Here is a 24,304-nt window from a genome sequence, read left to right as displayed (position 1 = left end):
TTTTTAATACCCCTTTACTATGAAAGTTGTTCGATTAGGCGGTTTTCGTCCCAAACTTCAATGCCTAGTTGCTCTGCCTTTGTCAATTTAGAACCTGCATCTTCACCAGCAATAACAAGATCTGTCTTTTTGCTGACACTTCCAGTGACAATACCACCTAACTCTTCTATTTTCGCTTTTGCCTCGTTACGTGTCAATTGCTCAAGTTTACCAGTAAGCACAATTGTTTTACCTGCGAATGGATTGTCGCCTGCTGCCACTTCGACCTTTTTGCCTTTATACGTCATATTAACGCCCACTTCAGCAAGACGAGCAATCACTGCACAGGCATCTTCATTTGCAAAGTATTCGACAAGCGATGAGGCCATTTTATCGCCAATTTCGTGAATCGCCACTAGCTGTTCTTCAGTCGCAGACATGACTGCCTCCATCGTTTCAAATTCTTCCGAAACAATTTTCGCTGCCTTTTCACCAACATGACGAATACCAAGCCCAATTAGTAAACGTTCCATTGAATTGTCCTTTGATGCTTGAATCGCATTTACTAAATTCGTCGCTGATTTTTCACCCATGCGCTCTAGTTCAATAAGCTGTTCAACCTTTAATTGATATAAATCTGAAACGTCATGAATTAAATTAGCTCGTAGTAATTGTTCAACAACCTTTTCACCAAGCCCGTCAATATTCATGGCATTACGAGAGACAAAATATTTAATGCTTTCTGCAATTTGCGCAAAGCATGCGGGATTTACACAACGTAACGCTACTTCCCCTTCAATACGGATCAGTTCACTGTCACAAACCGGACAATTTGCAGGCATTTCGTAAGGGACAGAATCCTCAGGGCGCTGCTCTACTAGCACACCTACAACCTGCGGAATAATATCTCCTGCTTTTCGGATAATGACAGTATCGCCCAGACGAATATCTTTCTCGCGAATTAAATCTTCATTATGAAGTGAGGCACGTTGCACAGTCGTTCCTGCTACTTGTACTGGTGCTAGTATTGCTGTTGGTGTCACAACACCAGTGCGTCCAACCGTTAAATCAATATCAAGTAATGTTGTCACAACTTCCTCTGCTGGGAACTTATACGCTATAGCCCATCTCGGACTTTTCGCTGTATATCCGAGCTCATCTTGTTGTGCAAAACGATCGACTTTAATAACAATACCATCAATTTCATATGCTAAATCTGGACGTTTTTCAGTCCACTTTTCAATAAAGCCTAATACCTCTTCAATCGATGTACAATGCTGACGCTCTTTATTTGAAGGGAAGCCTAGCCCTTCTAAATAATCAAGCATCTCGCTGTGCCCATCGATACCATATGCTTCACCGTCTCCACCAATAGAATAAATAAATGTTGATAGCTGACGACTAGCTGCAACTTTAGGGTCTAGCTGACGCAGAGAACCAGCAGCGGCATTACGTGGATTTGCAAATAGCTCTTCACCATTTTCAAGACGCTGTGTATTTAGCTTGTCAAAAGATTTTTTAGGCATGTATGCTTCACCGCGCACTTCAATCGTTAACGGCTCCTTTAAACGAAGCGGAACCGCACGAATCGTTTTCAAATTAGCAGTAATATCCTCGCCAACTTCACCATCTCCACGTGTTGCACCTTGCACAAAAACACCATTTTCATACTTCAATGAAATCGCTAAGCCATCAATTTTCAGTTCACATACATAAGAAAAATTATCACCAATTGCTTGGCGAATTTTACGGTCAAATTCACGCAAATCTGCCTCATTAAAGGCATTTGAAAGACTGAGCATTGGATAATCGTGTGTTACTTTTTTAAAGCCATCAACCACTGCACCGCCAACTCGTTGTGTTGGTGAATCTGGGTAAACCAGTGATGGATTTGCCTCTTCCAATGCTATTAATTCATGCAGTAATTGGTCATATACGCTATCCGATACAACCGGCTTATCGAGCACATAATATGCATGTCCATACTCATGTAATAATTTATTTAACTCCGCAATGCGTTGTTCAATTTCGTTCATTTAATTTCCTCCGCTTACGCTTTTTCGATTGGGGCAAATTGTGCTAGTAATCGTTTAATACCTATTGGTTGTGGGAACGCAATATCAAGTTCTGTTCCATCACCCTCACCCTTTACACTAACGACCATGCCTGTACCCCATTTTTTATGGACTGCTTTGTCGCCAGCCTTCCAACCAAACTGGTCGCCACCTGTTGATTGTAAACGTGCAGATGCTGGTTGTGTTTGTTGTACCGCTCCAAGCGAACGTTTTTTATAGCCACCAGCAGATCGATTACTTGATGCAAACGGCACGTCTGGTTTACTGCCACCTTTAGAAATAGATTCTGTAATATCCTCTGAAATCTCACGTAAGAAACGCGACGCATTATTATAGCTTGTGCGCCCAAAAATCGTACGTGAACCGGCGCATGTTAAATACAATCGCTCTTCTGCACGTGTCACACCAACATACATTAAACGTCTTTCTTCTTCCATTTCGTCGTTATCATCCAGTGAACGAGAGTGAGGGAAAATATTTTCCTCCATCCCAATAATGAAGACAACCGGAAATTCTAATCCTTTTGCAGCATGCATCGTCATTAAAATGATACTGCCTTTAGATGTATCCTCTTTGTCGAGGGCATCAATATCTGCCACCAGCGCAAGGTCGGTTAAAAAGCTAATCAGTGACTTATCTTCGCTACGCTCTTCAAATGCTTTTGTTACAGATAAAAACTCTTCAATGTTTTCTAGTCGGCTTTCTGCTTCAATCGTTTTTTCATTTTGTAGCATTGCACGATAGCCCGACTTCTCAATCACTTGCTCCACAAGCTCTGTTACAGATAAGTATTCTTGCATCTCCGTGAAGCCTTTAATCATCGCATAAAAATGCTCCGCAGATGCTGCAGCCTTACCTGTTAACCCCATAAAAATCAAATCATTCATTGCTTCAAAAATTGAACGATCTTGATCAATTGCATAGCGCGCCATTTTCTCAAAAGAAGTGGCACCAATACTACGCTTTGGTTCATTAATAATACGTGCGAGAGATAAATCATCATCGTTATTCGCGATAAGTCGTAAATATGCGAGTAAGTCTTTAATCTCTTTACGATCATAGAACTTCGTACCGCCGACGATTTGATAGGTCATATTCGACTTAACGAGCACTTCCTCCATAACACGTGACTGTGCATTCGTCCGATAAAGAATAGCAAAATCATCGAGTGAACGGTTTTCTTTGTCGATTAAATGCTGAATTGTTTGCACGACAAACTGCGCTTCTTCCTGCTCATTGTACGCTTTGTACATAGCTATTTTTTCGCCTTCTGCATTATCTGTACGTAACTCTTTTGGATAACGCGTCGTATTATTTTGAATGACGTCATTCGCCGCTTGGAGGATGCGTTTTGTAGAACGATAATTTTGCTCGAGCATAATGGCCTTTGCATTCGGATAATCCTTTTCAAACGATAGAATATTTCCGATATCTGCTCCACGCCAGCGATAAATTGATTGGTCAGAATCTCCTACTACACAAATATTTTTGAATTTCTTTGCTAGTAGTTGCACAAGTAAATATTGTGATTTATTTGTATCTTGGTATTCATCCACATGAATATATTGAAATTTATTTTGATAGTATTCCAGTACTTCAGGTACACGCTTAAATAAAGTAATGGTTGTCATGATTAAATCATCGAAATCAAGCGATTGATTGCGACGCAGTCGTTTTTCATAGCCTTTATATACCTTAGCTACTGTTTTTTCATACGGGTTATTTTCATTCATATTTGCAGCAAAATCATCTGCTGTAATACATTCATTTTTTGCTGAGCTAATGGCATTTAAAATTGCTCGTGGCTCAAAACGTTTCGGATCGATATTTTCTTCCTTTAAAACATTTTTCACAACCGATAGCTGATCTGTAGAATCTAAAATCGAGAAGTTTCGAGACATGCCAATTTGATCGATATTACGACGCAAAATACGTACACACATAGAGTGGAATGTTGATACCCACATACTATCGCCAGTTCCATTACCAAGGATAGCGTCAATACGTTCACGCATTTCACGTGCTGCTTTATTCGTGAATGTAATGGCTAAAATTTTTGATGGATAGACTTCTTTTTCAACGACTAAATATGCAATTCGATGTGTCAGTACGCGTGTTTTTCCCGATCCAGCACCTGCCATAATAAGTAGCGGCCCTTCTGTTGTTTTCACCGCTTTTTCCTGCTCAGGATTCATTCCTGCTAATAAATTTTTCGTTAATTGTTCCATTTCGCACCACCTATTAAATTCACCCCTGTAAAATCGTACCTGTTACTCTACTTTCGGTACATTAAACCACTACCTGGGGCTTTCACTTTATTCAACTAGCTTTAAAGCGCCAGATGAACGAAGATACACAAACGTTTGTTCTTAATTATATCGTACTTTTAACAGCCTTAACAGTAGCAAGAGCAGCCTTTAGATCGTCATAAATAATATTGCCGACAATTACTGTATCTGCGTACTTCGCCATTTCCTCCGCTTGTTTTGCAGATGTAATGCCTCCACCATAAAAGAGCTTTGTATGATTCAATTCATTTTTTACAGCTTGTACAATTTCAATATCGCCATACATGCCGCTATATTCTACATAAAATACAGGAAGTTTAAAGAAGTTTTCTGCCATACGTGCATATGCAATAACATCGTCTACCGATAAATCCGTATTTGCACCCGTTTGTTTTGCCACTTTACAATCAGGATTTAAAATACAATACCCTTCTGCCACAAGCTCTTCCCATACCATAATATCCCCGTACTCTTTAATCGCCTCGTGATGTAAGTTTTTAATCCATTTTGGGTCATCACTGTTTAATACTGTTGGAATGAAATAATAATCATAACCAGGCGTAACCGATTCAACAGTCGAAATTTCCAGAGCAACCGGCACCGTAAAACGACGTACACGTACTAATAAATCAAGCACATTATCAAGTGTTATACCGTCAGTGCCACCGACTAAGATGACATCGGTACCTGATTCACAGATTTTTTCTAACGCCTCTTCAGAGATTTCTTTTGCTGGATCAAGTTTGAACACATGTCTCCACTCTAAATATTCCATCTATATTACCACCTATCTAGCTTTTCTATTTATATATATTCATTAATAAGTATAGCCGAAGCAACACCACAAAAAAATGAAAAAGACTGAGCAGAAGTTCTACCCAGTCTCTCTATTGACTTATTTATGATTTGACTCTTTTGGTGCTTGGAATGGCTTTTCATCAGGATACAGACGACCTAGCATTTCATCATATGTATCGTTCCCATAATCGAAGCAACGGCGTACACGTGAAATAGTTGCAGTACTTGCACCCGTTTCCTTTTTAATGGATTCATACGTTTTCTTCAGACGTAATAAATGCGCCACTTCAAAACGTTGTGCCAGTGATTGAATCTCACTAATCGTACATAAGTCGTCAAAAAATTTATAGCATTCTTCAATATCATTAAGCTCTAACACGGCTTTAAATAATTGATCTGTTTGATGCCCCCGAATTTTTTCGATTTGCATATAACTTTCCTCCCTTTAAGGCTGCGTTTTAACTATTGCTTGTAACCCCGGTGAGGATGGTACGAAATGAACCCAAGACTTTCCTGGCACAAGCTTCACAAGCTCCCCAGACTCTTCAACCGCCATTGGAATTCCATCTACATTTGCCCATTTGACTTCTCTCAAATAGCCATTCTGAAATACGTACGCATTTCCACCAGATGTTAGATCAATATCTTGTCGACCTACATTATCAATTGTTTTATGGTTCATTTCGAAAAATAACACATTCGCAAATGTCAATGCATCGCCTGTCAACAAATCTTTTGTAGTTTCGCCTGCCGATTGTCGTTCATAATGATTGTTTTGATGATCGTACACATAAGTATTGTGGAAAGACTTATTATTCCCATAGTAAACGTCAACTTGACTTGTTTCAATGCCTATCTTACCATGTTCATCAGGTTCATAAAAAGCCTGAACTACTTTTTCACTGTAATTCATTGAAGCGCCTACTTTTTCCGCGCCTTTTAATATATTTTCAGAGGAAATATAAGAATTATGCGGTGCTACACGATCTGTCGAGCGTTTAAACAAAGTACCATCATAGTTCATCCCATTAATATTGTCGACTACATTGTTGCTAAGCATCGACTTTGCCTCTGGGCTATACCCATGGGCAACGTAAAACGCATCATAGGCTTTAGCAATATCAACAAAATAATTACGTGCACTACGCACCGGCCCTACTTTTTCAGGTAAAGCACTTTGGTAGACTGCTAAAAAGCGAGTGACATTACCTTCTGCAAGCATTTCATAAATAATATCAGCTTCAGCTATACCCGACTGCGGTCGGGCTTGAGGATGATTATTCACTGTCACGATTATCGGACGTTGTGTGATTTCTTCTTCTACAACCTCTCCTGTTAACGGTGCTACATGTACCTCTTCAACAACAGTCTCTACAACTGGTGGCTTTTCTTCTTTTGGTGTTTCTTCCGCTTCTTTTTCCTTCGAGCATCCCCCGATGAATAAAGCGCTAACTGCTAAAGCCATAAATAACTTATTTGATTTAAACACAGATAATATCCTCCCTAAAGTCAATTGCGCCCAATCTTTGTATGCTATTAAAGCATTACAGCTGGTAATAATAGCTTATTTTTCATCACATCGAAAATTCCTTTTTGCGTAATACGAATATAAGGTAAATGCGTCGATTGTAAAAATAATAGCGAGTAAATTGCGTCTCCAAGATGATATCCTCGCTCTGCTAAAGCTTGTTTTAATACAATCTCTTGCTCTATTAAATCTTCAACGTTCCCCTCATATAACAATCCACCAATAGTAAGTGGGAGGCTAGCTACAACTTCACCCTTTTCAACAAGTACAATTCCACCACGCATTGCTTTCATCTCTTCGAATGCTTTTTCCATATCCGCTATATTTTTACCGATGAGCAAAATATCACCTGTATTCGAGTAGGAAGATGCGAAACCTTGTAGATCTGTAGCAAAGCCCTTAATCATTGTATTCACATGCCATTTACCCTTTCTATCTATGAGCATAAGATAGCATTCATCATGATTTGATAGCTGGTTCTCCTTTGCAATCGTTGAATTATATGGTTTCGTAATAACATCGTTGACCATTTCAATTCCAAACGGCATAGAGAACTGAAAATTTTCAGATGTTAGACTAAAATCTAAATTAAATTCTGGAATCGCCGAATAATCAATCTTACTCAGCCTTTGCACTCGTTCTCCATCACGTTTGAGCCAAACCCCTTTCGACAGCACGCTTTCCGGAACAGGATGCCATTCATCTTGTAAAATATTGAGCGATGCAAAACGACCAGTTGCGATGAATCCATGTAAATTCGACATATTGTAATAGCGTGCTGTATTATATGAAGCCATTTGATACGCATCAATTGGTGATACACCTGCATCTAATGCTACTTGAATACACTTATCCATAACGCCATCTTGGTGGAACGTAGGCGTAGAGCCGTCCGTTGTCATCATTAAATGATCGAAAATAGGAAGTTCTTTTTCAATAATACCTTTTAACAGATTCGGTAAATCAGGTCGAATTGATGAATGGCGAAGCGTTACCGCAAAGCCTTGTAATATACGTCTTTCCACTTCCTCGACCGTCATCGCTTCATGATCCCCATCTGCACCAAGTAACTTCATGCGTGCTAATGTACGTTCTGATGCACCTGGAAAATGACCTTCAATCTTTTTACCCACGCTCTTTGCCATTTGCATACGGTACAGCATTCGATCATCACCTTGTAACAAACGCGGCCAACCTGTTAATTCGCCACCGAGCAGAACATCATCACGTTCTAGCCATTCTGAAATGGATGTATTCGAGAAAATTTCTTCCTCTTGCTCCATCTCTGTTTGCGAATCGAAACGTGCCCACCAATAAAATGAAAATGGCAGTTTCTTTAAATCACCTAATATTGAAAACGCTTTCTTGTTTTCTAAAGCCAATGCAAAACTCAAATTATCCGAGATAAATGTCGTTGTACCAAGTTGGCCACAAAAATCAGCAAATGACTGTGGATGATAAAGTTGAAATGGATGTACATGTGGTTCAATATAGCCTGGCACGATTGTTTTCCCAGTACAATCCACCACTTCAGTACCATCTATGAAAGGAGGCATTTTGTCACCTGCATAAACAATACGATCACCTAAAATCCAAATGTTACCTTCAATCCATTGTTTCAGCATGCTATGTAAATAACGCGCATTTTTCAAAACAATGTCCGGCGCTTTTTTCCCGTCTATTACTGCTAATTGTTGACGAAGCTCTGTAATTTTCCATACTGGATTCATCAAAATCGCCCCTTCCTATATTACGTAATATTTCTTTGTGTAAATCATTTTAAACAACGCATACTACAATCGCATAAGCTCCTAAACTTTTATGCTTATGTAGCCATCTTGTTTTAATCGTAACACAGCACTTTCGTAAAGCAAAGTGCCCGCTTGTTATTTTACCACTAAAATCTAAAGGAGGTAATTTATATTGCAACAGTCCAATTTAAGTGAGAGAAATGCATTTTGTCGTTTTTTCTTAGGTACTAGTATGACCGCGTTTGGTATCGCTAAAGTTTCACGAAATCCTGACTGTACTTCCGGCAAATTAATGATTGCCCTTGGTGCCATGAAAATGGCAGAGGGTATTTTTAAATACTGCCCAACAAAGGCAATGCTAAGCACGAACATGCAAAGTGCCATGTCCACTACTATGCAAAGTATGCTCAGTGGTCAGAATTCTATGACATCTGATGACGTGAATAAATTAATGAAAGATTTCTCTGCTGCTTTTTCAAGTAATGCCAATGAAAATAAACCGGCAACTACGAAAACAAACGACGCGACAGAAAAAAAGCAAAACACATCAGACAATACAAATTCCACAAACAAAACACAGAATCCTTCTTAAAAACAAAAACATGTCTCATCGCGAGACATGTTTTTTATGGACTTAATTACTTAAATGTTCGCCAACCGATATCTTTACGGAAGAAGAAGTTTGCCCATTCCTCAGTCGCAATACCTGCATACACTTTTTCTTGTGCTTCTTTTAATGTTGCCGCTTTTGCACCCACTAATAGCACACGCCCACCATTACCAACGAACTTGTCATCTACTAATTTTGTCCCTGCGTGGAACACATCATGTGAAGAGGATAGTGCAGCTAGATTTGGTAATGCATTACCTTTTTCAACATCGCCAGGATATCCCTCAGCCGCAATAACCACACCTAACATAGCATCCTCTGACCATTGTAGATCGAACAGTTTTTCGTCCATTAAGGCTGTCATGAATGCGCCAAAATCAGATGCCATACGTGGTAATACTACTTGTGTTTCAGGGTCACCGAAGCGTGCGTTGAACTCAATTACTTTAGGACCGTTTTTCGTTAAAATTAAGCCAGCATATAAAATACCTGTGAACGACACACCTTCTTGTTCCATAGCTGCTACTGTTGGCTCAACAATTTCTTTATAAGAACGGTCGACAACATCTTGTGCAATTTGTGGAACTGGTGAATAAGCGCCCATACCACCAGTGTTTGGACCTTTATCGCCGTCGTATGCACGTTTGTGGTCCTGTGCAATCACCATCGGATAAATTTGCCCCTTATGAACAAACGACATGAATGAGAATTCTTCGCCATCTAAAAATTCTTCTACAACAACGCGAGATGAAGATTCGCCAAAGCGTTGATTACCAATCATATCTTGCACCGCTTCAATCGCTTCTTCTTCCGTCATAGCAACGATTACACCTTTACCAGCCGCTAAGCCGTCCGCTTTAATAACAATTGGTGCACCTTGCTCTTTAATGTATGCTGCTGCTTTATCTGCCTCTGTAAATGTTTCGTGTGCGGCAGTTGGAATATTATATTTATTCATAATTTCTTTTGCGTACGATTTACTGCCTTCGATTTGAGCCGCTGCTTTCGTTGGACCAAACGCGCGTAAACCACGCTCTGTGAAGAAGTCTACAATCCCACCAGCAAGTGGTTGCTCAGGACCTACAAATGTTAAGACTACTGCGTTTTCTTTTGCAAATTGTGCAAGGCCTGCAAAATCCATTGCATCGATTGCTACTACTTCTGCGTCTCCGCGCATACCATCATTACCTGGTGCTACGAATACTTTTTCTACCGACGGAGAGATGCTAAATTGTTTGGCAATTGCATGCTCACGACCGCCGCTTCCGATTACTAATACGTTCATGTGGATAAATCCTCCCTTTGTAAATCAAATTCGCCTTGGCGTATTTGCCGCTGACGCTTCGTTGTCACTTTGCTTTCGCGCAGATAAACAATGCGTCCAGATTTTGAATTGTGCTTGCACAATTAACTCCCTTCAAAATCTGTGACATCCGCCGGAGGCTTTACCTTCATTCAGCTGAATGAAGGTAAAACCGAGATGTACCACCATCTCGGTTAAAGTGTCTGTATATTGTTGGTTCGTCACCATAACTTGATTTCCGTTCCGGCCGGGCGCTTTCCGGGGGGCGTCTGATGAGCCGCTTCGGGGCTACAGGATGTTGGTCACGAAGGCGTTGTCACAGGACGTGACGCTTTTAGCCTTCGTTCCCCTACAAGCTCGCTCCAGGTTCTCGGGCCAACATGATGTTGGTCACGAAGGCGTTGTCACACGATGTGACGTTTTTAGCCTTCGTTCCTTTATTGTAATCCCCCAGGAGTCGCCCAGCCTCCACTCCAATCAATGAGCATTCTAATATTGGTATGCTTTTAACTAAAGGTCATCCCGACTTTTAGTGATGAGTCATTTTGCTGATTATTTTTCAAAATTAATGTTTGAAATGACGTACGCCAGTAAATACCATAGCGATGCCGAATTCATTTGCTTTATCGATAGAGTCTTGGTCTTTAATTGAGCCACCTGGTTGGATAATAGCTGTAATCCCAGCTGCAGCAGCCGCTTCAACAGTATCGCCCATTGGGAAGAATGCGTCAGATGCAAGTGCTGCACCTTTTGCTTTTTCACCAGCTTGTTCGAACGCAATTTTCGCTGCGCCAACACGGTTCATTTGACCAGCACCAACGCCTAAAGTCATATGTGCGTCTGTTACAACGATAGCATTAGATTTCACATGTTTTACAACTGACCAGCCAAGTTGTAATGCTTCCCACTCTTGTTCAGTTGGTTCACGGTCTGTTACTACTTTAATATCTGCATTTGCAAATCCGTAGCGGTCTGGCTCTTGTACAAGTAAGCCGCCTTCAACAGATACAACATTAAATTTATCTTTATTTGCTTGCTCAAATGGAATTGTTAGTAAGCGAATATTTTTCTTCTGCGTTAAAATATCAAGCGCTTCTTGTGTAAATGATGGCGCAATAATAATTTCTAAGAAAATATGGCTTAGTTTTTCAGCTGTTGCTGCGTCTACTTCCATATTAAGCGCGATAATTCCACCAAAAATTGATGTTGGATCTGCTGCATATGCTTTATCAAACGCTTCTTCTAATGTTACGCCTGTCCCAACACCACAAGGATTCATATGTTTCACAGCTACTGCTGCTGGCATTTCGAATTCCTTTACGATTTGAAGTGCTGCGTTACCATCTTGGATGTTATTGTATGATAATTCTTTACCGTGTAATTGCGTTGCATAGGCTAAAGAGAAATCAGAGCCAAGACGTTTTTGGTAGAACGCTGCTTTTTGGTGAGGGTTTTCACCATAACGAAGATTTTGTTTTAACTCATAAGTAATCGTTAAACTTTCTGGGAACTCTTCTTCTGTTAAGTGGTTTGAGATATATGAATCATAAGCTGCCGTATGACGGAATACTTTTGCAGCTAGTTTTTTACGTGTTTCAAGAGTTGTTGCACCATCTGCTTTTAACTCCGCTAAAACTTTTGCATAGTCATTCGAGTCAATGATCACCGTTACGTATTGGTGGTTTTTCGCTGCTGAACGTAGCATTGTTGGTCCACCGATATCGATATTTTCGATTGCATCGTCCCATGTAACATTAGGCTTTGAAATTGTTTCAACGAATGGGTAAAGGTTTACACATACGATTTCGATTGGCTCAATGCCATGCTCATTCATTTGAGCTTGATGGCTTGCATCGTCAAACTTCCCTAGCAATCCCCCGTGAATCATTGGGTTTAATGTTTTCACACGACCATCTAAGATTTCTGGGAACTTTGTTACTTCGTCAACAGCTGTTACCGCTACATTGTTGTCTTGTAGCATTTTTTTCGTACCGCCAGTTGATAAAATTTCATAACCTAATGCGACTAATTCCTTCGCAAATTCTAAAATACCTGCTTTATCTGAAACACTAATTAATGCACGTTTTGTCACAACAAAATCCTCCTAATTTGTCTCTTTGGAATTTATGATTGAGCAGGGATAGGTCATTGTTATGCTACCTATCCACTTCAATCTTAATTATTTCAATAGTTGTTGCAATGCTGTTGTATACAACGAATGTTCTTCTTTATGAATCGCCGTTTCAGTCGCCACGCGGTCACCAACAACAACTGGTACAGCAGCTTGTGCGATAATTGGACCTGTGTCCATTCCTTCATCGACAAAGTGAACTGTTACGCCAGTTACTTTGACACCATGGTCCATCGCTTGTCCAATGGCATCTTTGCCTGGGAAAGACGGTAATAATGAAGGATGAATATTGACGATACGCTGCGGATAAGCCGCTAACAATACTTCGCCAATTAAACGCATGTAGCCAGCAAGAACTACCCACTCAACGCCACATTCGCGCAATGCTTCAATAATAGCAGTCTCGTAATCTGCTTTTGATGCAAACTCTTTCGGATTTAACGCTAAAACTGATATATCAAAGTTTTCAGCACGAGTTATAACGAATGCGCCAGGCTTGTCTGTGACAACAAGCTCGACTTTCGCATGTAACTCGCCTCGTTCAATCGCTTCTTGAATCGCTTGAAAATTACTGCCGCTGCCTGAAGCAAATACGGCAATTTTGGTTGGTGCAGTCATTACACTAAGCTCCCATCATGTGAGCCGTTAAATACAACACCTTCACCTTTCACAACGCGACCGATTTTGTAGGCTTTTTCACCGTTGGCTTCAGCAGTAGCAATGACTTTATCCGCTTCTGCAGCTGGTACAGCGATCACGAATCCAATACCCATATTAAAGACATTATAAAGATCTTTATCTTCTAATTGTCCTTTTTCTTTTAAGAATTCGAAAATTCGAAGTACTGGCCAAGAACCTAGATCAATTTCAGTTGCTAATCCTGCTGGCATCATACGTGGTAGGTTTTCATAGAAACCTCCACCTGTTACGTGTGCACAACCGTGAACGTCAGCTGCTTTTAATGCTGCAAGCACTGGTTTTGCATATAATTTAGTTGGTACTAGAAGTGCTTCTCCAATTGGACCTAAATCCTCGAATCCTTCTACAACTGCATCAACTGCATAACCGTTATCAGCGAAAACAATTTTACGTACTAATGAATAACCGTTTGAATGCACGCCACTTGAAGCAAGACCAACAAGCACGTCACCTTCTACGATTTTCTCACCTGTCACGATGGCAGATTTTTCACAAGCACCTACTGCGAAGCCAGCTAAATCATACTCATCTTCTTCATAGAGACCTGGCATCTCAGCCGTTTCTCCACCGATTAAAGCTGCTCCTGATTGTACACAACCATCTGCTACACCTTTAACGATTTGCTCGATTTTTTCAGGTACTGCTTTGCCAAGTGCTACGTAATCTAAGAAATACAGTGGTTCTGCGCCTTGTGCCACAATATCATTGACACACATAGCGACACAGTCAACACCGATTGTATCGTGTTTGTCTACCATAAATGCTAGTTTTAATTTTGTCCCAACACCATCAGTACCTGAAATAAGAACAGGTTCTTTTAGATTTAGTTCTGACAAGTCAAACATACCACCAAAGCCACCGAACGTACCCATCACACCTAGACGGTTTGTACGCTCAACGTGAGACTTCATTCGTTTAACGGCTTCATAGCCTGCTTCAATATTTACACCTGCTTGTTCATATGCTTTTGACATGCAGAGTTCCTCCTTTAAATGAAATTCGCCTTGGCTCGAGATTTCGTATCATGCTAACATGGCACAAAATCCACGACAATTGCCAAAGCTCATTAAGATTTTTCGCTAGTGAATCATCTTAACGTAACAGTTCTTTTTCGTGCGGTAAGATTGTATCTGGGAAAATTTCAGTTGGGTATTTACTTGTGAAACATGCTAAGCAAAGTCCACGATTTTCGTCATCGTATGGTCGTGCAATTGTCTCAACCATGCCCTCTACAGAAAGGAATGTCAGAGAATCAGCACCGATTGCCTCACGAATTTCTTCGACACTATGACTAGAAGCAATAAGCTCCTCATGTGTAGATGTGTCAATACCGTAATAACAAGGGTCCGTCATTGGTGGTGAAGAAATCACAACATGTACTTCTGCTGCGCCCGCATCTTTTAACATGTTAACGATACGACGAGAAGTAGTTCCACGTACAATTGAATCATCGACCATAATCACGCGCTTATCTTTTACAACTTGGACAACTGGTGAAAGCTTCATTTTTACGCCGCGTTCACGTAATTCTTGCGTCGGCTGAATGAATGTACGACCTACATAACGATTTTTAATTAACCCTAGCTCGTAAGGAATTCCGCTCTCCTCAGCAAATCCAATAGCTGCAGAAATACTTGAATCAGGAACTCCTGTCACAACATCTGCTTCGATATGTGCGCATTCGCGTGCAAGTTGTTTCCCCATACGTTTACGCGCCATATGTACATTAATACCATCAATATCAGAATCCGGACGTGCTAAGTACACGTATTCCATCGCACACATCGCACGATTTGCCATATCTGCAAAACGATCAGACTTTACGCCTTCATCGTTAATAATTAATAACTCACCTGGTTCAACAGAACGAACAAACTCAGCACCGATTAAATCGAATGCACAAGTTTCAGAAGCAACAACCCATCCATCCCCAAGCTTACCTAGAGATAGCGGTCGTAAACCATGTGGATCACGTGCCACAAGCATTTCATCCTTCGTCATAATTAAGAACGAGTATGCGCCTTTTAATAATGAAAGGGCATTTTTCACCTTCGCACGAAATGGCGAATGTGAGCTTTTCTTAACTAGATGCGCAAGCACTTCTGTATCAGAGCTAGAGTGGAATATACTCCCCTGACGCTCTAAATACTGCTTTAAGTGATTGGCATTGACTAAGTTACCGTTGTGGGCAACAGAAAGGCTACCTGTTGATGAATGAAATAAAAGCGGTTGCACGTTTTCAATGCCTCCACCGCCAGCTGTCGTATAGCGTACATGTGCAATTGCTGCTTTGCCGCTAACAGCCTTTAGTTTATCCTCATTAAACACATCATTTACTAGACCTTCCCCTTTGACCGCGCGAAGGTGCTGGCCGTCAGTTACGACGATCCCAGCTCCTTCTTGTCCACGATGTTGAAGAGCATGTAGCCCGTAATAACTAAGGTGTGCTGGACTTGAGTTACCCCAAATACCAAACACCCCACATTCTTCGTTTAAGCCTCTGAGTTCAGCAAGCATGGGATTGCTCCTTTCCAATTAGAACGGAATTCCTCCACTGTACCCTCTACAAGCACACCGTTGTCACCGTTGATTTTAACAAGCGCATCGTTCGTTACGACACCGATTTTTTGTGCATCTTTTACTGTTTCTATAAACGCAGCTGCATTTTCTTCTTTAACCGTTACCACAAAACGAGATTGTGTTTCACTGAATAAAACAGTTACAGCCGATCCATCTAGTGTTACATCAACGCCTAAACCAGTTGCGCCAAATGTCTTTTCTGCAATTGCTACTGCAAGTCCACCCTCTGCAACGTCATGAGCAGAAGCTACAAGTCCAGCTTTAATCGCTTTTAATAAATCATTTTGACGAGCCACTTCAACCGTTAAATCGATAGCAGGTGCTTTACCTGAAATCACGCCATTATTTAGTAATTTTTGAAGCTCTGATCCACCGAACTCAGTTTTTGTATCGCCGATTACGAATACTACGTCGCCAGCCGCCTTCACATCTTGTGTTGTTACGTGTGCTAAGTCTTCTACTAGACCTACCATACCAATTGTTGGCGTCGGGTAAACTGCTTCACCAGAACGTTCATTGTAAAGCGATACGTTACCACCGATAACTGGTGCATTTAGCGCTGTACAAGCTGCTGCGATACCGTCAGCTGATTTTTGAATTTGCCAGAAGATTTCTGGTTTCTCTGGGTTACCAAAGTTTAAGCAGTCTGTAATCGCAAGTGGTGTCGCACCAGTTGCTACAATGTTACGAGCCGCTTCTGCTACAGCAATCGCACCGCCCACTTCTGGGTCAAGGTAGATGTAGCGAGAGTTACAGTCAGTAGTCATCGCAAGACCTTTGTTTGTACCACGTACACGAATAACAGCGGCATCAGACCCTGGTGCAACAACTGTTGACGTACGTACTTGGTAATCATATTGATCGTAAACCCATTCTTTTGACGCGATTGTAGGCGCTTGAAGAAGTGCGTTTAACGTTTCTTTATAATCTGTTACAGCTGGTTCAGCATTTTCAATTGCTTGGAACTCAGCGTAGTAAGCAGGCTCAGCAGATGGCTTATGGTAAACTGGTGCATCTTCTGCAAGAGCGTCAGCTGGTACATCCGCAACTACTTCACCGTTATGGATTAAACGTAAATGTTTGTCATCCGTTACACGACCAACAGCTACTGCGTCTAAATCGTATTTTTCAAAGATTGCTTTAATGTCTTCTTCACGACCTGCTTTTACAACAAGTAACATACGCTCTTGAGATTCTGATAGCATCATTTCATAAGCTGTCATACCTGTTTCACGCTGTGGAATTAAGTCTAAGTTCATTTCCACACCAGTGCCTGCTTTAGAAGCCATTTCTGCTGAAGATGATGTAAGACCTGCAGCACCCATATCTTGAATACCTACTAATGCGTCAGATTTTACAACTTCTAAACACGCTTCAAGAAGAAGTTTCTCCATGAATGGGTCACCAACTTGTACTGCTGAACGGCTTTCCTCTGAATCCTCTGAAAGTTCTTCAGAAGAGAATGTCGCACCATGAATACCATCACGGCCTGTTTTTGCCCCAACGTACATTACTGTGTTACCTACGCCTGCAGCAACACCTTTTTGGATATCTTTATGGTCGATTAAACCAACACACATTGCATTTACAAGTGGATTACCCTCATAGCAAGGGTCGAACTGAATTTCCCCACCTACTGTTGGAACCCCGATACAGTTACCGTAACCTGCGATCCCTGCTACTACCTCTTCAAATAAATATTTACCACGCGCTGTTTTTAATTCACCAAAACGTAATGAGTTTAGCATTGCGATTGGACGTGCACCCATTGAGAACACATCGCGAAGAATACCGCCAACACCTGTTGCTGCACCTTGGTAAGGTTCGATTGCTGAAGGGTGATTATGTGATTCCATTTTGAATACAACGGCTTGCTCGTCGCCAATATCTACAATCCCCGCACCTTCACCAGGACCTTGTAATACTTGAGGACCTTTAGTTGGGAATTTACTTAACACTGGTTTTGAGTTTTTGTAAGAGCAATGCTCCGACCACATTACTGAGAAAAGACCTGTCTCTGTCCAGTTTGGTAGACGACCTAAAATACCTTCTACCATTGCGAATTCTTCGTCTGACATACCCATTCCAGCGTATAGCTTTTCTTCTTTAATCTGCTCTGCTGTTGGCTCAAACTTAGTTGTTGACATGATTTTCCCTCCACTGCTTTACAATTGATTTAAATACGGCAAGACCGTCTGCTCCACCAACAAGTGCATCTACTGCACGCTCAGGGTGAGGCATCATTCCTAGTACATTTCCACGCTCATTCACAATCCCAGCAATATCTTGTAAAGAACCGTTTGGATTTTCACCTGAGTATGTAAACACGATTTGATTGTTATCTTTTAATTGTTGTAATGTTTCCTCGTCACAGTAGTAGTTACCTTCACCATGTGCGATTGGAATATCAATTACTTGACCTTGCTCATATTGGTTTGTGAATATTGTATTGTTGTTTTCAACTTTAAGTTGTACTGTACGGCACATGAATTTTAAGTTTTTGTTACGTAGTAAAGCACCTGGTAGTAAACCTGCTTCCGTTAAGATTTGGAATCCGTTACATACACCTAATACTGGTTTACCAGCATCCGCTGCTTTTTTCACTTCAGCCATAATGTTCGATTGGTTGGCCATTGCACCACAACGCAAGTAATCTCCATAAGAGAAACCTCCTGGTACTAGAATTCCATCAAAACTACTTAAATCTGTTTGAGAATGCCAGACATATTCTACTTCTTCACCTAGTTCATCTTTAATGGCATGATACATATCGATGTCACAGTTTGACCCAGGGAATACGAGTACTGCGAATTTCATGATTAGTTAGCCTCCTCGACTTCGTAGCGGTAATCTTCAATGACAACGTTCGTTAACACTTTTTCGCACATTTCTTTTACAAGTGTATCCATGTCACGAGCTGAGTCAGCGATTGTTAATTCTAAGTATTTTCCGATACGTAAATCTTCAACTTCACCGTATCCCATTTTTGTTAATGAACCTTTTACTGCTGAACCTTGTGGATCTAAGATACTCTCACGTAATGTTACGTAAACTTTAACTTTTTTCATTTTATTTGCCTCCGAGTCTAGTAAGTATAATAGTATAAACTTCAGTTAAATTACCGAGGTCACGACGAAAGACGTCCTTATCTAACTTTTTCTTCGTAAACGCATCCCATAGTCTGCATGTGTCTGGTGAAATTTCATCTGCCAGTAATACCGATCCAGCCGTGTCACGCCCAAACTCTAACTTAAAGTCTATTAACGTTACACCTACATCTGCAAAGATTGGTTGCAGTACTTTGTTAACAGCGATTGCGCCGTCATAGATTGCTGTTACTTCATCCGGTGTTGCAAGGTCTAGTACATCAATATGCTCCGTCGTAATGAACGGATCGCCTAGCTCGTCATCTTTATAGTAAAATTCAACGATTGGACGTTTTAATGGTGTGCCTTCTTCAAAGCCAAGGCGTTTCGCTAAACTACCAGCCGCAATGTTACGAACTACGACTTCAATTGGAATAATGTCGACCTTTTTCACAAGTTGTTCTGTATCAGACAATTGTTTTAAGAAATGTGACGCTATTCCGTTTGCTTGTAATTTTTCGAAAATTAATGACGTAATACGGTTATTTAACACACCTTTTCCGACAATATCCTCTTTTTTCTCACCATTAAATGCTGTTGCACTATCCTTGTACTCAACTAGGAGTATATCGGGCTCCTCTGTTGCATACAGTTTTTTTGCTTTACCTTCATACAAAAGTTGATCTTTCTTCATTTCGTCATTCCCCCATAATATTTTCAAATACACCTTGGCGTATTCATGTGTAGATATTGAACCGTGCACGCACGATCCAATATCCATCACATCCGTCAAGGCACTAACTTTATTCAATCTACTGACTGAATAAAACTAATTTAATCCAAGACGTTCAAAAATCATGTCTACATGTTGTAAATGGTAGTTGTAGTCGAAGCAATCATCTAGCTCTTCCTTTGTTAAGAATGATGTGATTTTGTCGCTCGCATCAACTAATGTACGGAATTGCACTTGCTCGTCCCATGCCTGCATCGCTAATGGTTGTACTGTGTCATACGCGTCCTCACGTGCTAAACCTTTATCGATTAGTGCAAGTAAAATGCGTTGAGAGTAAATTAGTCCAAATGTGCGACCCATATTACGTTTCATGTTTTCAGGGAATACTGTTAAGTTTTTCACGATGTTACCGAAGCGATTTAACATGTAATTCAATGTAATTGTCGCATCTGGTAAAATCACGCGCTCTGCAGAAGAATGTGAGATGTCACGCTCATGCCATAACGCCACGTTTTCATAAGCTGTCACCATATAACCTCGCATTAAACGTGACAGACCAACCATGTTTTCAGAACCGATTGGATTACGCTTATGTGGCATAGCTGATGAACCTTTTTGACCTTTTGCAAAGGCTTCTTCTACTTCTCTTGTTTCTGATTTTTGCAAACCGCGAATCTCGGTTGCGAACTTTTCAATTGACGTTGCTACTAAAGCTAGGGCACCTAAGTACTGCGCATGACGATCGCGTTGCAGCGTTTGTGTTGAAATAGGTGATGCACTAAGACCAAGCTTGTCGCATACATATTGTTCTACGCGTGGGTCAATATTTGCATATGTCCCAACAGCGCCAGACATTTTACCAGTTTCAATAACTTTAGCTGCTGCTTCAAAACGTTCAAGGTTACGCTTCATTTCTTCGTACCATAACCCTAGTTTTAAACCGAAAGTCGTTGGCTCTGCGTGAACACCGTGTGTACGGCCCATCATTACCGTATGTTTATGTTCTTTCGCTTTCGCCGCAATAATATCAATAAAGTTCACAATATCTTTTCGTAAAATATCATTTGCTTGTTTAATCAAATAAGAAAGAGCTGTATCTACAACGTCTGTTGATGTTAAACCGTAATGTACCCATTTACGTTCCTCACCAAGTGTTTCAGATACGGCACGTGTAAAGGCTACAACGTCGTGTCTTGTTTCTTTCTCAATTTCTAAAATACGATCAACATCAAATGAAGCATTTTCACGAATTTTTGCTACATCTGCTTTTGGAATGTCACCAATTTCTGCCCAAGCTTCACAGGCTAATATTTCTACCTCTAACCAAGCTTGGTATTTGTTTTGTTCTGTCCAAATTGCGCCCATTTCGGGTCTTGTGTAACGTTCGATCATCGCGTTTCTCCTTCTATTCTGACCAGATGCCAGAATGTTCGATTTCTTGTAAAGTATGTGCCAAATCTTTTGTCATAATCGTTACGTGGCCCATCTTACGGTTTACTTTAGCTTCAGCTTTGCCGTAAAGATGTAAAGACCAATCAGGATATTTTGCAATTGAATTACTAAGTGACATTACGTGCTGTCCTAGAACGTTCACCATGATAGTTGGTGCCCATAACTCTGGTTTGCGCAATGGCCAACCACAAACAGCTCGAATGTGTTGATGGAATTGTGATACATTACATGCTTCTATTGAATAGTGGCCTGAATTATGCGGTCTTGGCGCTAACTCATTAATGACAATGTCGCCATTCTCTAAGACGAACATCTCCACTGCTAGTGTACCCACAAGATCTAAATAATCAGCAATTTTCATTGCTTCACGTTCAGCAGCCTGTGCTGTCGCCTCATGGATACGAGCTGGCACAATCGTTTCATGTAAAATATGATGCACATGAATATTTTCGCCAACCGGCTGACAATATGATTCACCTTCGCCATTACGTTGTACAATAACTGAAACTTCCTTCACAAAAGGAACAAAGCCTTCTGCAATACATTGTGAATGTGTAAAAAGCTCTTCAGCCAACGGAAGATCAGCTGCTGACTTTAAGAGTTGCTGTCCTTTTCCGTCATAGCCACCTCTTGCTGTTTTCACAATACACGGATAACCGATTGTTTCAATATTTTCTACTAGCTCTGCATATGTACTAGCAACAACATATGGCGCAACTGGGGAACCTGCTTCTACAATCGCCGCTTTCTCTATCACACGATCTTGTGTAATACGTACTAATTCAGCACCCTGTGGCACATATGCCATTTCTGTTAAACGTTTCAAGCCTTCATAATCAATGTTTTCAAACTCGTACGTGATCACATCACTTACTTCTGCTAGTTCCTCTAACGCTGCTTCATCATCGTATGGCGCTAGAATGCGAATGTCTGCTACTTGTCCACATGGTGAATCCATGGATGGCTCAAGTACAGCAATTTTATAGCCTGCTTCTTTTGCTGCAAGTGCCATCATACGTCCAAGTTGCCCACCACCGATAATACCTATCGTTTGACCGGGATAAATGATCTTTGTCACACTAGGTCACCTGTGCTTTCTAATACTTGTTGCTTCGTCGCCTCGCGTCTAGCATCTAGTTTGTTAGCAAGCTCTGAATCTGTTGTCGACAAAATCTGCACTGCAAGCAAACCTGCATTCGTTGCTCCCGCTTTACCTATCGCAACAGTTGCTACAGGTACACCACCTGGCATCTGTACAATGGATAATAATGAATCAAGACCGTTAAGTGCACGAGATTGCACTGGCACTCCTATAACAGGCAATGTTGTTTTTGCTGCCACCATTCCTGGTAAATGCGCTGCACCACCAGCCCCTGCAATAATAACTTGAATGCCGCGTTCTCTTGCTGCTTCAGCATATTCAAACATTAAGTCAGGTGTACGGTGCGCAGATACTACCTTTTTCTCGTACGGTACTTGTAATTCATCTAAAATATCACAAGCATGTTTCATTGTTTCCCAGTCACTCGAACTACCCATAATGACACCGATTTTCGGATTCATGAATTGTCGCTCCTTTTAAACGATAGAAAAATGATCGATTGTTGTGCACGCCACTATTTTTCAATAGCCACTGCATTTTTTACTTTTCTGCACAAAAAAACCCTCAAATAAACTACTCTCTACAGTACACGTGAAAGCAGCTTACTTAAGGACAATTGATGAAAAGAATACGCAGATTTACACATTAGTAATCCACCTTCCCGTAACATGCCAAAAGTTGCTTTCCCGCATAGTCCGGCATTTACGGTGCCGGGTAGAGACACTAGAGCCCATCCTCTAGCATATATGGGGATTTAATTGTTTTTCCTTATCATATTTTAACAATTGAACACACTATCGTCAATGCTAAAATGCGAACGTTTTATTTTCACCAAATGGCATTGTTCGGTTTTCGGTCATATCTACTCAAAATCTTGACATAACATCGCTTTAAATTGTATTTTTTGACGTAAATACGTTGGTTCTCCATTTACGATATGAAAGACAGGTTCTTCTTTTCTTCCCATCGCTATATAACCATCCTTTTCCATTCGAGCCAAACATTCTTCTATAGTTTCATTTTCTTCTACTTCATACCAAATTTGCTTTTTTCCCAAGTTGTCCTTCCTTCCACTTCTCGTATCATTTATAGATTTCCTCACTTAAACCCAATTATACATTGTTATCCTTAATAGGGAAGGTAAGATTTTATAACAATTAATTGTATACTTTAAACTACAAAAAAAAAGTCGATACATTTATGAAAGAGGTGAAAAAATGAAAATTAATACTGGTAAAGAAACAATCAATTTCTATAAAACTACTACTATGTCAGCCTCAAAAAAGAACATACTACAAACACAATATCGTGTCCAAAAAGATAAATTAACAATTGGCCAACAAGCCCGAAATTTATTTAAAGGTCAACAACACAAAACAAATCTTATCGAGAGCTTAATAAAACAACGTGAAAATATCCAGGAAATGAAAAGCAATTTGACTGAGCGTACTATAGATAACGGTGAGGATATTACATCGATTAAGGAGCAGCTAAAAGAATTTGAAAAGCAGATTGCCGAAATTGACGCACAGATTGCAGAACAACAGATAGTTGAACAGAAAAAACCAAATGAAGACATGCAAGTCGCTGGCAAACATTCAGCAACTCCTACTGACGAACTATTAGTGAAAACTACACTTTTAGATCAAGCTAAAACGTTACATACAACTAACGATGCATTAAAACGTGAACAGCATCGTCTAGAAAGCGAAGTTAATTTAGACGCTAATCGAGGTATATTTATTGATCGTAAATATGAAAAGCTTTCTAATCTAGAAAATCGTATTCAAGACACGCAGGAAGCAGTTGCTGAAAAAATAGAGGATTTTAGTGATACGACATTTGAGGATAAATCAAGCGAGGATATAGCAAAAGAAAAACAAGAAAACAATGAGGATAGGAATGATTAGTAACTCTTTCAGGTAGGTTTCTATTGAATAACTGTTTAAATTTAAAGGCAGCTTAATCACTCATAAAATTTTGATGACTAAGCTGCCTTTATGTATAGCCTACATTGCATGTGATTGAAAAGTATCTCGATATATAAAATTCGCATAAAAAAACAGCCAACATATAGTTGACTGTTTTTCATGTGCCTAGCGACGTCCTACTCTCACAGGGGGAAGCCCCCAACTACCATCGGCGCTAAAGAGCTTAACTTCCGTGTTCGGTATGGGAACGGGTGTGAC

General features: G+C 40.5%; 21 protein-coding genes, 1 rRNA gene and 1 riboswitch. Of the genes, 2 read left to right on the top strand and 20 right to left on the bottom strand.

Going from position 1 to position 24,304, the window contains the following annotated elements:
* Positions 1–17: 17 nt before the first annotated feature.
* The 6 genes from ligA to ACIQ2D_RS14380 form a co-directional block, all read right to left on the bottom strand.
* Positions 18–2,015, bottom strand: coding sequence for an NAD-dependent DNA ligase LigA (ligA, locus tag ACIQ2D_RS14405; RefSeq protein WP_402865155.1), 1,998 nt, complete (start codon positions 2,013–2,015; stop codon positions 18–20).
* 14 nt (positions 2,016–2,029) lie between these two features.
* Positions 2,030–4,282, bottom strand: coding sequence for a DNA helicase PcrA (gene pcrA, locus ACIQ2D_RS14400; RefSeq protein ID WP_402865153.1), 2,253 nt, complete (start codon positions 4,280–4,282; stop codon positions 2,030–2,032).
* A gap of 145 nt (positions 4,283–4,427) precedes the next feature.
* On the bottom strand, positions 4,428–5,117 hold the full coding sequence (gene pcrB, locus ACIQ2D_RS14395) for a heptaprenylglyceryl phosphate synthase (RefSeq protein ID WP_402865151.1): 690 nt from the start codon (positions 5,115–5,117) through the stop codon (positions 4,428–4,430).
* A gap of 120 nt (positions 5,118–5,237) precedes the next feature.
* The gene (locus ACIQ2D_RS14390; protein ID WP_402865149.1) at positions 5,238–5,570 is read right to left on the bottom strand and encodes a YerC/YecD family TrpR-related protein; all 333 of its coding nucleotides are present in this window, start codon (positions 5,568–5,570) and stop codon (positions 5,238–5,240) included.
* A 15-nt stretch (positions 5,571–5,585) separates the two neighbouring features.
* Entirely contained in the window at positions 5,586–6,629 is a 1,044-nt protein-coding gene (locus tag ACIQ2D_RS14385) for a DUF3048 domain-containing protein (RefSeq protein WP_402865147.1), read from the bottom strand.
* 47 nt (positions 6,630–6,676) lie between these two features.
* On the bottom strand, positions 6,677–8,398 hold the full coding sequence (locus ACIQ2D_RS14380) for an adenine deaminase C-terminal domain-containing protein (protein WP_402865145.1): 1,722 nt from the start codon (positions 8,396–8,398) through the stop codon (positions 6,677–6,679).
* A gap of 193 nt (positions 8,399–8,591) precedes the next feature.
* Between ACIQ2D_RS14380 and ACIQ2D_RS14375 the strand changes: the two genes are divergently transcribed.
* The gene (locus tag ACIQ2D_RS14375; protein ID WP_402865143.1) at positions 8,592–9,011 is read left to right on the top strand and encodes a hypothetical protein; all 420 of its coding nucleotides are present in this window, start codon (positions 8,592–8,594) and stop codon (positions 9,009–9,011) included.
* A gap of 46 nt (positions 9,012–9,057) precedes the next feature.
* Here the strand turns inward: ACIQ2D_RS14375 and purD are convergent, their stop codons facing one another.
* The 13 genes from purD to ACIQ2D_RS14310 all read right to left on the bottom strand — a co-directional run bounded on the left by purD (position 9,058) and on the right by ACIQ2D_RS14310 (position 23,172).
* A complete protein-coding gene (purD, locus tag ACIQ2D_RS14370) occupies positions 9,058–10,314 on the bottom strand; it encodes a phosphoribosylamine--glycine ligase (RefSeq protein ID WP_402865141.1) in 1,257 nt (418 codons plus the stop codon).
* Positions 10,315–10,897: 583 nt separating this feature from the next.
* Positions 10,898–12,424 carry a bifunctional phosphoribosylaminoimidazolecarboxamide formyltransferase/IMP cyclohydrolase gene (purH, locus tag ACIQ2D_RS14365; RefSeq protein ID WP_402865139.1) on the bottom strand — a complete coding sequence of 509 codons (1,527 nt, stop codon included), beginning with the start codon at positions 12,422–12,424 and terminating at the stop codon, positions 10,898–10,900.
* Between the two features lie 87 nt (positions 12,425–12,511).
* On the bottom strand, positions 12,512–13,081 hold the full coding sequence (purN, locus tag ACIQ2D_RS14360) for a phosphoribosylglycinamide formyltransferase (protein WP_402865137.1): 570 nt from the start codon (positions 13,079–13,081) through the stop codon (positions 12,512–12,514).
* Positions 13,081–14,136: a phosphoribosylformylglycinamidine cyclo-ligase gene (gene purM, locus ACIQ2D_RS14355; RefSeq protein WP_402865135.1), complete on the bottom strand. Its 1,056-nt coding sequence runs from the start codon at positions 14,134–14,136 to the stop codon at positions 13,081–13,083. Before purM ends, purN begins: the two co-directional genes overlap by 1 nt.
* Positions 14,137–14,254: 118 nt before the next feature.
* Positions 14,255–15,679, bottom strand: a complete 1,425-nt coding sequence (gene purF / locus ACIQ2D_RS14350) for an amidophosphoribosyltransferase (protein ID WP_402865133.1) — start codon at positions 15,677–15,679, stop codon at positions 14,255–14,257.
* Positions 15,655–17,889 (bottom strand): phosphoribosylformylglycinamidine synthase subunit PurL, encoded by a 2,235-nt coding sequence (purL, locus tag ACIQ2D_RS14345; protein WP_402865132.1) that lies wholly within the window; start codon positions 17,887–17,889, stop codon positions 15,655–15,657. The genes purF and purL overlap by 25 nt, the downstream gene beginning before the upstream one ends.
* Positions 17,876–18,559: a phosphoribosylformylglycinamidine synthase subunit PurQ gene (gene purQ / locus ACIQ2D_RS14340; RefSeq protein WP_402865130.1), complete on the bottom strand. Its 684-nt coding sequence runs from the start codon at positions 18,557–18,559 to the stop codon at positions 17,876–17,878. Before purQ ends, purL begins: the two co-directional genes overlap by 14 nt.
* A 2-nt stretch (positions 18,560–18,561) precedes the next feature.
* The gene (gene purS, locus ACIQ2D_RS14335; protein WP_402865128.1) at positions 18,562–18,810 is read right to left on the bottom strand and encodes a phosphoribosylformylglycinamidine synthase subunit PurS; all 249 of its coding nucleotides are present in this window, start codon (positions 18,808–18,810) and stop codon (positions 18,562–18,564) included.
* A gap of 1 nt (position 18,811) precedes the next feature.
* Positions 18,812–19,522: a phosphoribosylaminoimidazolesuccinocarboxamide synthase gene (purC, locus tag ACIQ2D_RS14330; RefSeq protein ID WP_402865126.1), complete on the bottom strand. Its 711-nt coding sequence runs from the start codon at positions 19,520–19,522 to the stop codon at positions 18,812–18,814.
* 135 nt (positions 19,523–19,657) lie between these two features.
* Positions 19,658–20,953: an adenylosuccinate lyase gene (gene purB, locus ACIQ2D_RS14325; protein ID WP_402865124.1), complete on the bottom strand. Its 1,296-nt coding sequence runs from the start codon at positions 20,951–20,953 to the stop codon at positions 19,658–19,660.
* A 13-nt stretch (positions 20,954–20,966) separates the two neighbouring features.
* Entirely contained in the window at positions 20,967–22,091 is a 1,125-nt protein-coding gene (gene purK, locus ACIQ2D_RS14320; protein ID WP_402865122.1) for a 5-(carboxyamino)imidazole ribonucleotide synthase, read from the bottom strand.
* Positions 22,088–22,576, bottom strand: a complete 489-nt coding sequence (gene purE, locus ACIQ2D_RS14315; RefSeq protein ID WP_402865120.1) for a 5-(carboxyamino)imidazole ribonucleotide mutase — start codon at positions 22,574–22,576, stop codon at positions 22,088–22,090. Before purE ends, purK begins: the two co-directional genes overlap by 4 nt.
* Before the next feature lie 210 nt (positions 22,577–22,786).
* A riboswitch (purine riboswitch) is annotated at positions 22,787–22,885 on the bottom strand.
* A 92-nt stretch (positions 22,886–22,977) separates the two neighbouring features.
* The gene (locus tag ACIQ2D_RS14310) at positions 22,978–23,172 is read right to left on the bottom strand and encodes an NETI motif-containing protein (RefSeq protein ID WP_402865119.1); all 195 of its coding nucleotides are present in this window, start codon (positions 23,170–23,172) and stop codon (positions 22,978–22,980) included.
* A 160-nt stretch (positions 23,173–23,332) separates the two neighbouring features.
* Here ACIQ2D_RS14310 and ACIQ2D_RS14305 point away from each other — a divergent pair, with 160 nt between their 5' ends.
* Positions 23,333–24,025, top strand: coding sequence for a hypothetical protein (locus tag ACIQ2D_RS14305; protein ID WP_402865117.1), 693 nt, complete (start codon positions 23,333–23,335; stop codon positions 24,023–24,025).
* Between the two features lie 184 nt (positions 24,026–24,209).
* Here ACIQ2D_RS14305 and rrf read toward each other — a convergent pair.
* Positions 24,210–24,304, bottom strand: a 5S ribosomal RNA gene (rrf, locus tag ACIQ2D_RS14300); the annotation flags it as partial.

It is taken from the genome of Lysinibacillus sp. NPDC097287 (genome assembly GCF_044761695.1).
Taxonomy (GTDB): domain Bacteria; phylum Bacillota; class Bacilli; order Bacillales_A; family Planococcaceae; genus Lysinibacillus.
The sequence above is the reverse complement of the archived record's forward strand: the minus strand, read 5'-3'. Positions and strand labels throughout refer to the sequence as shown.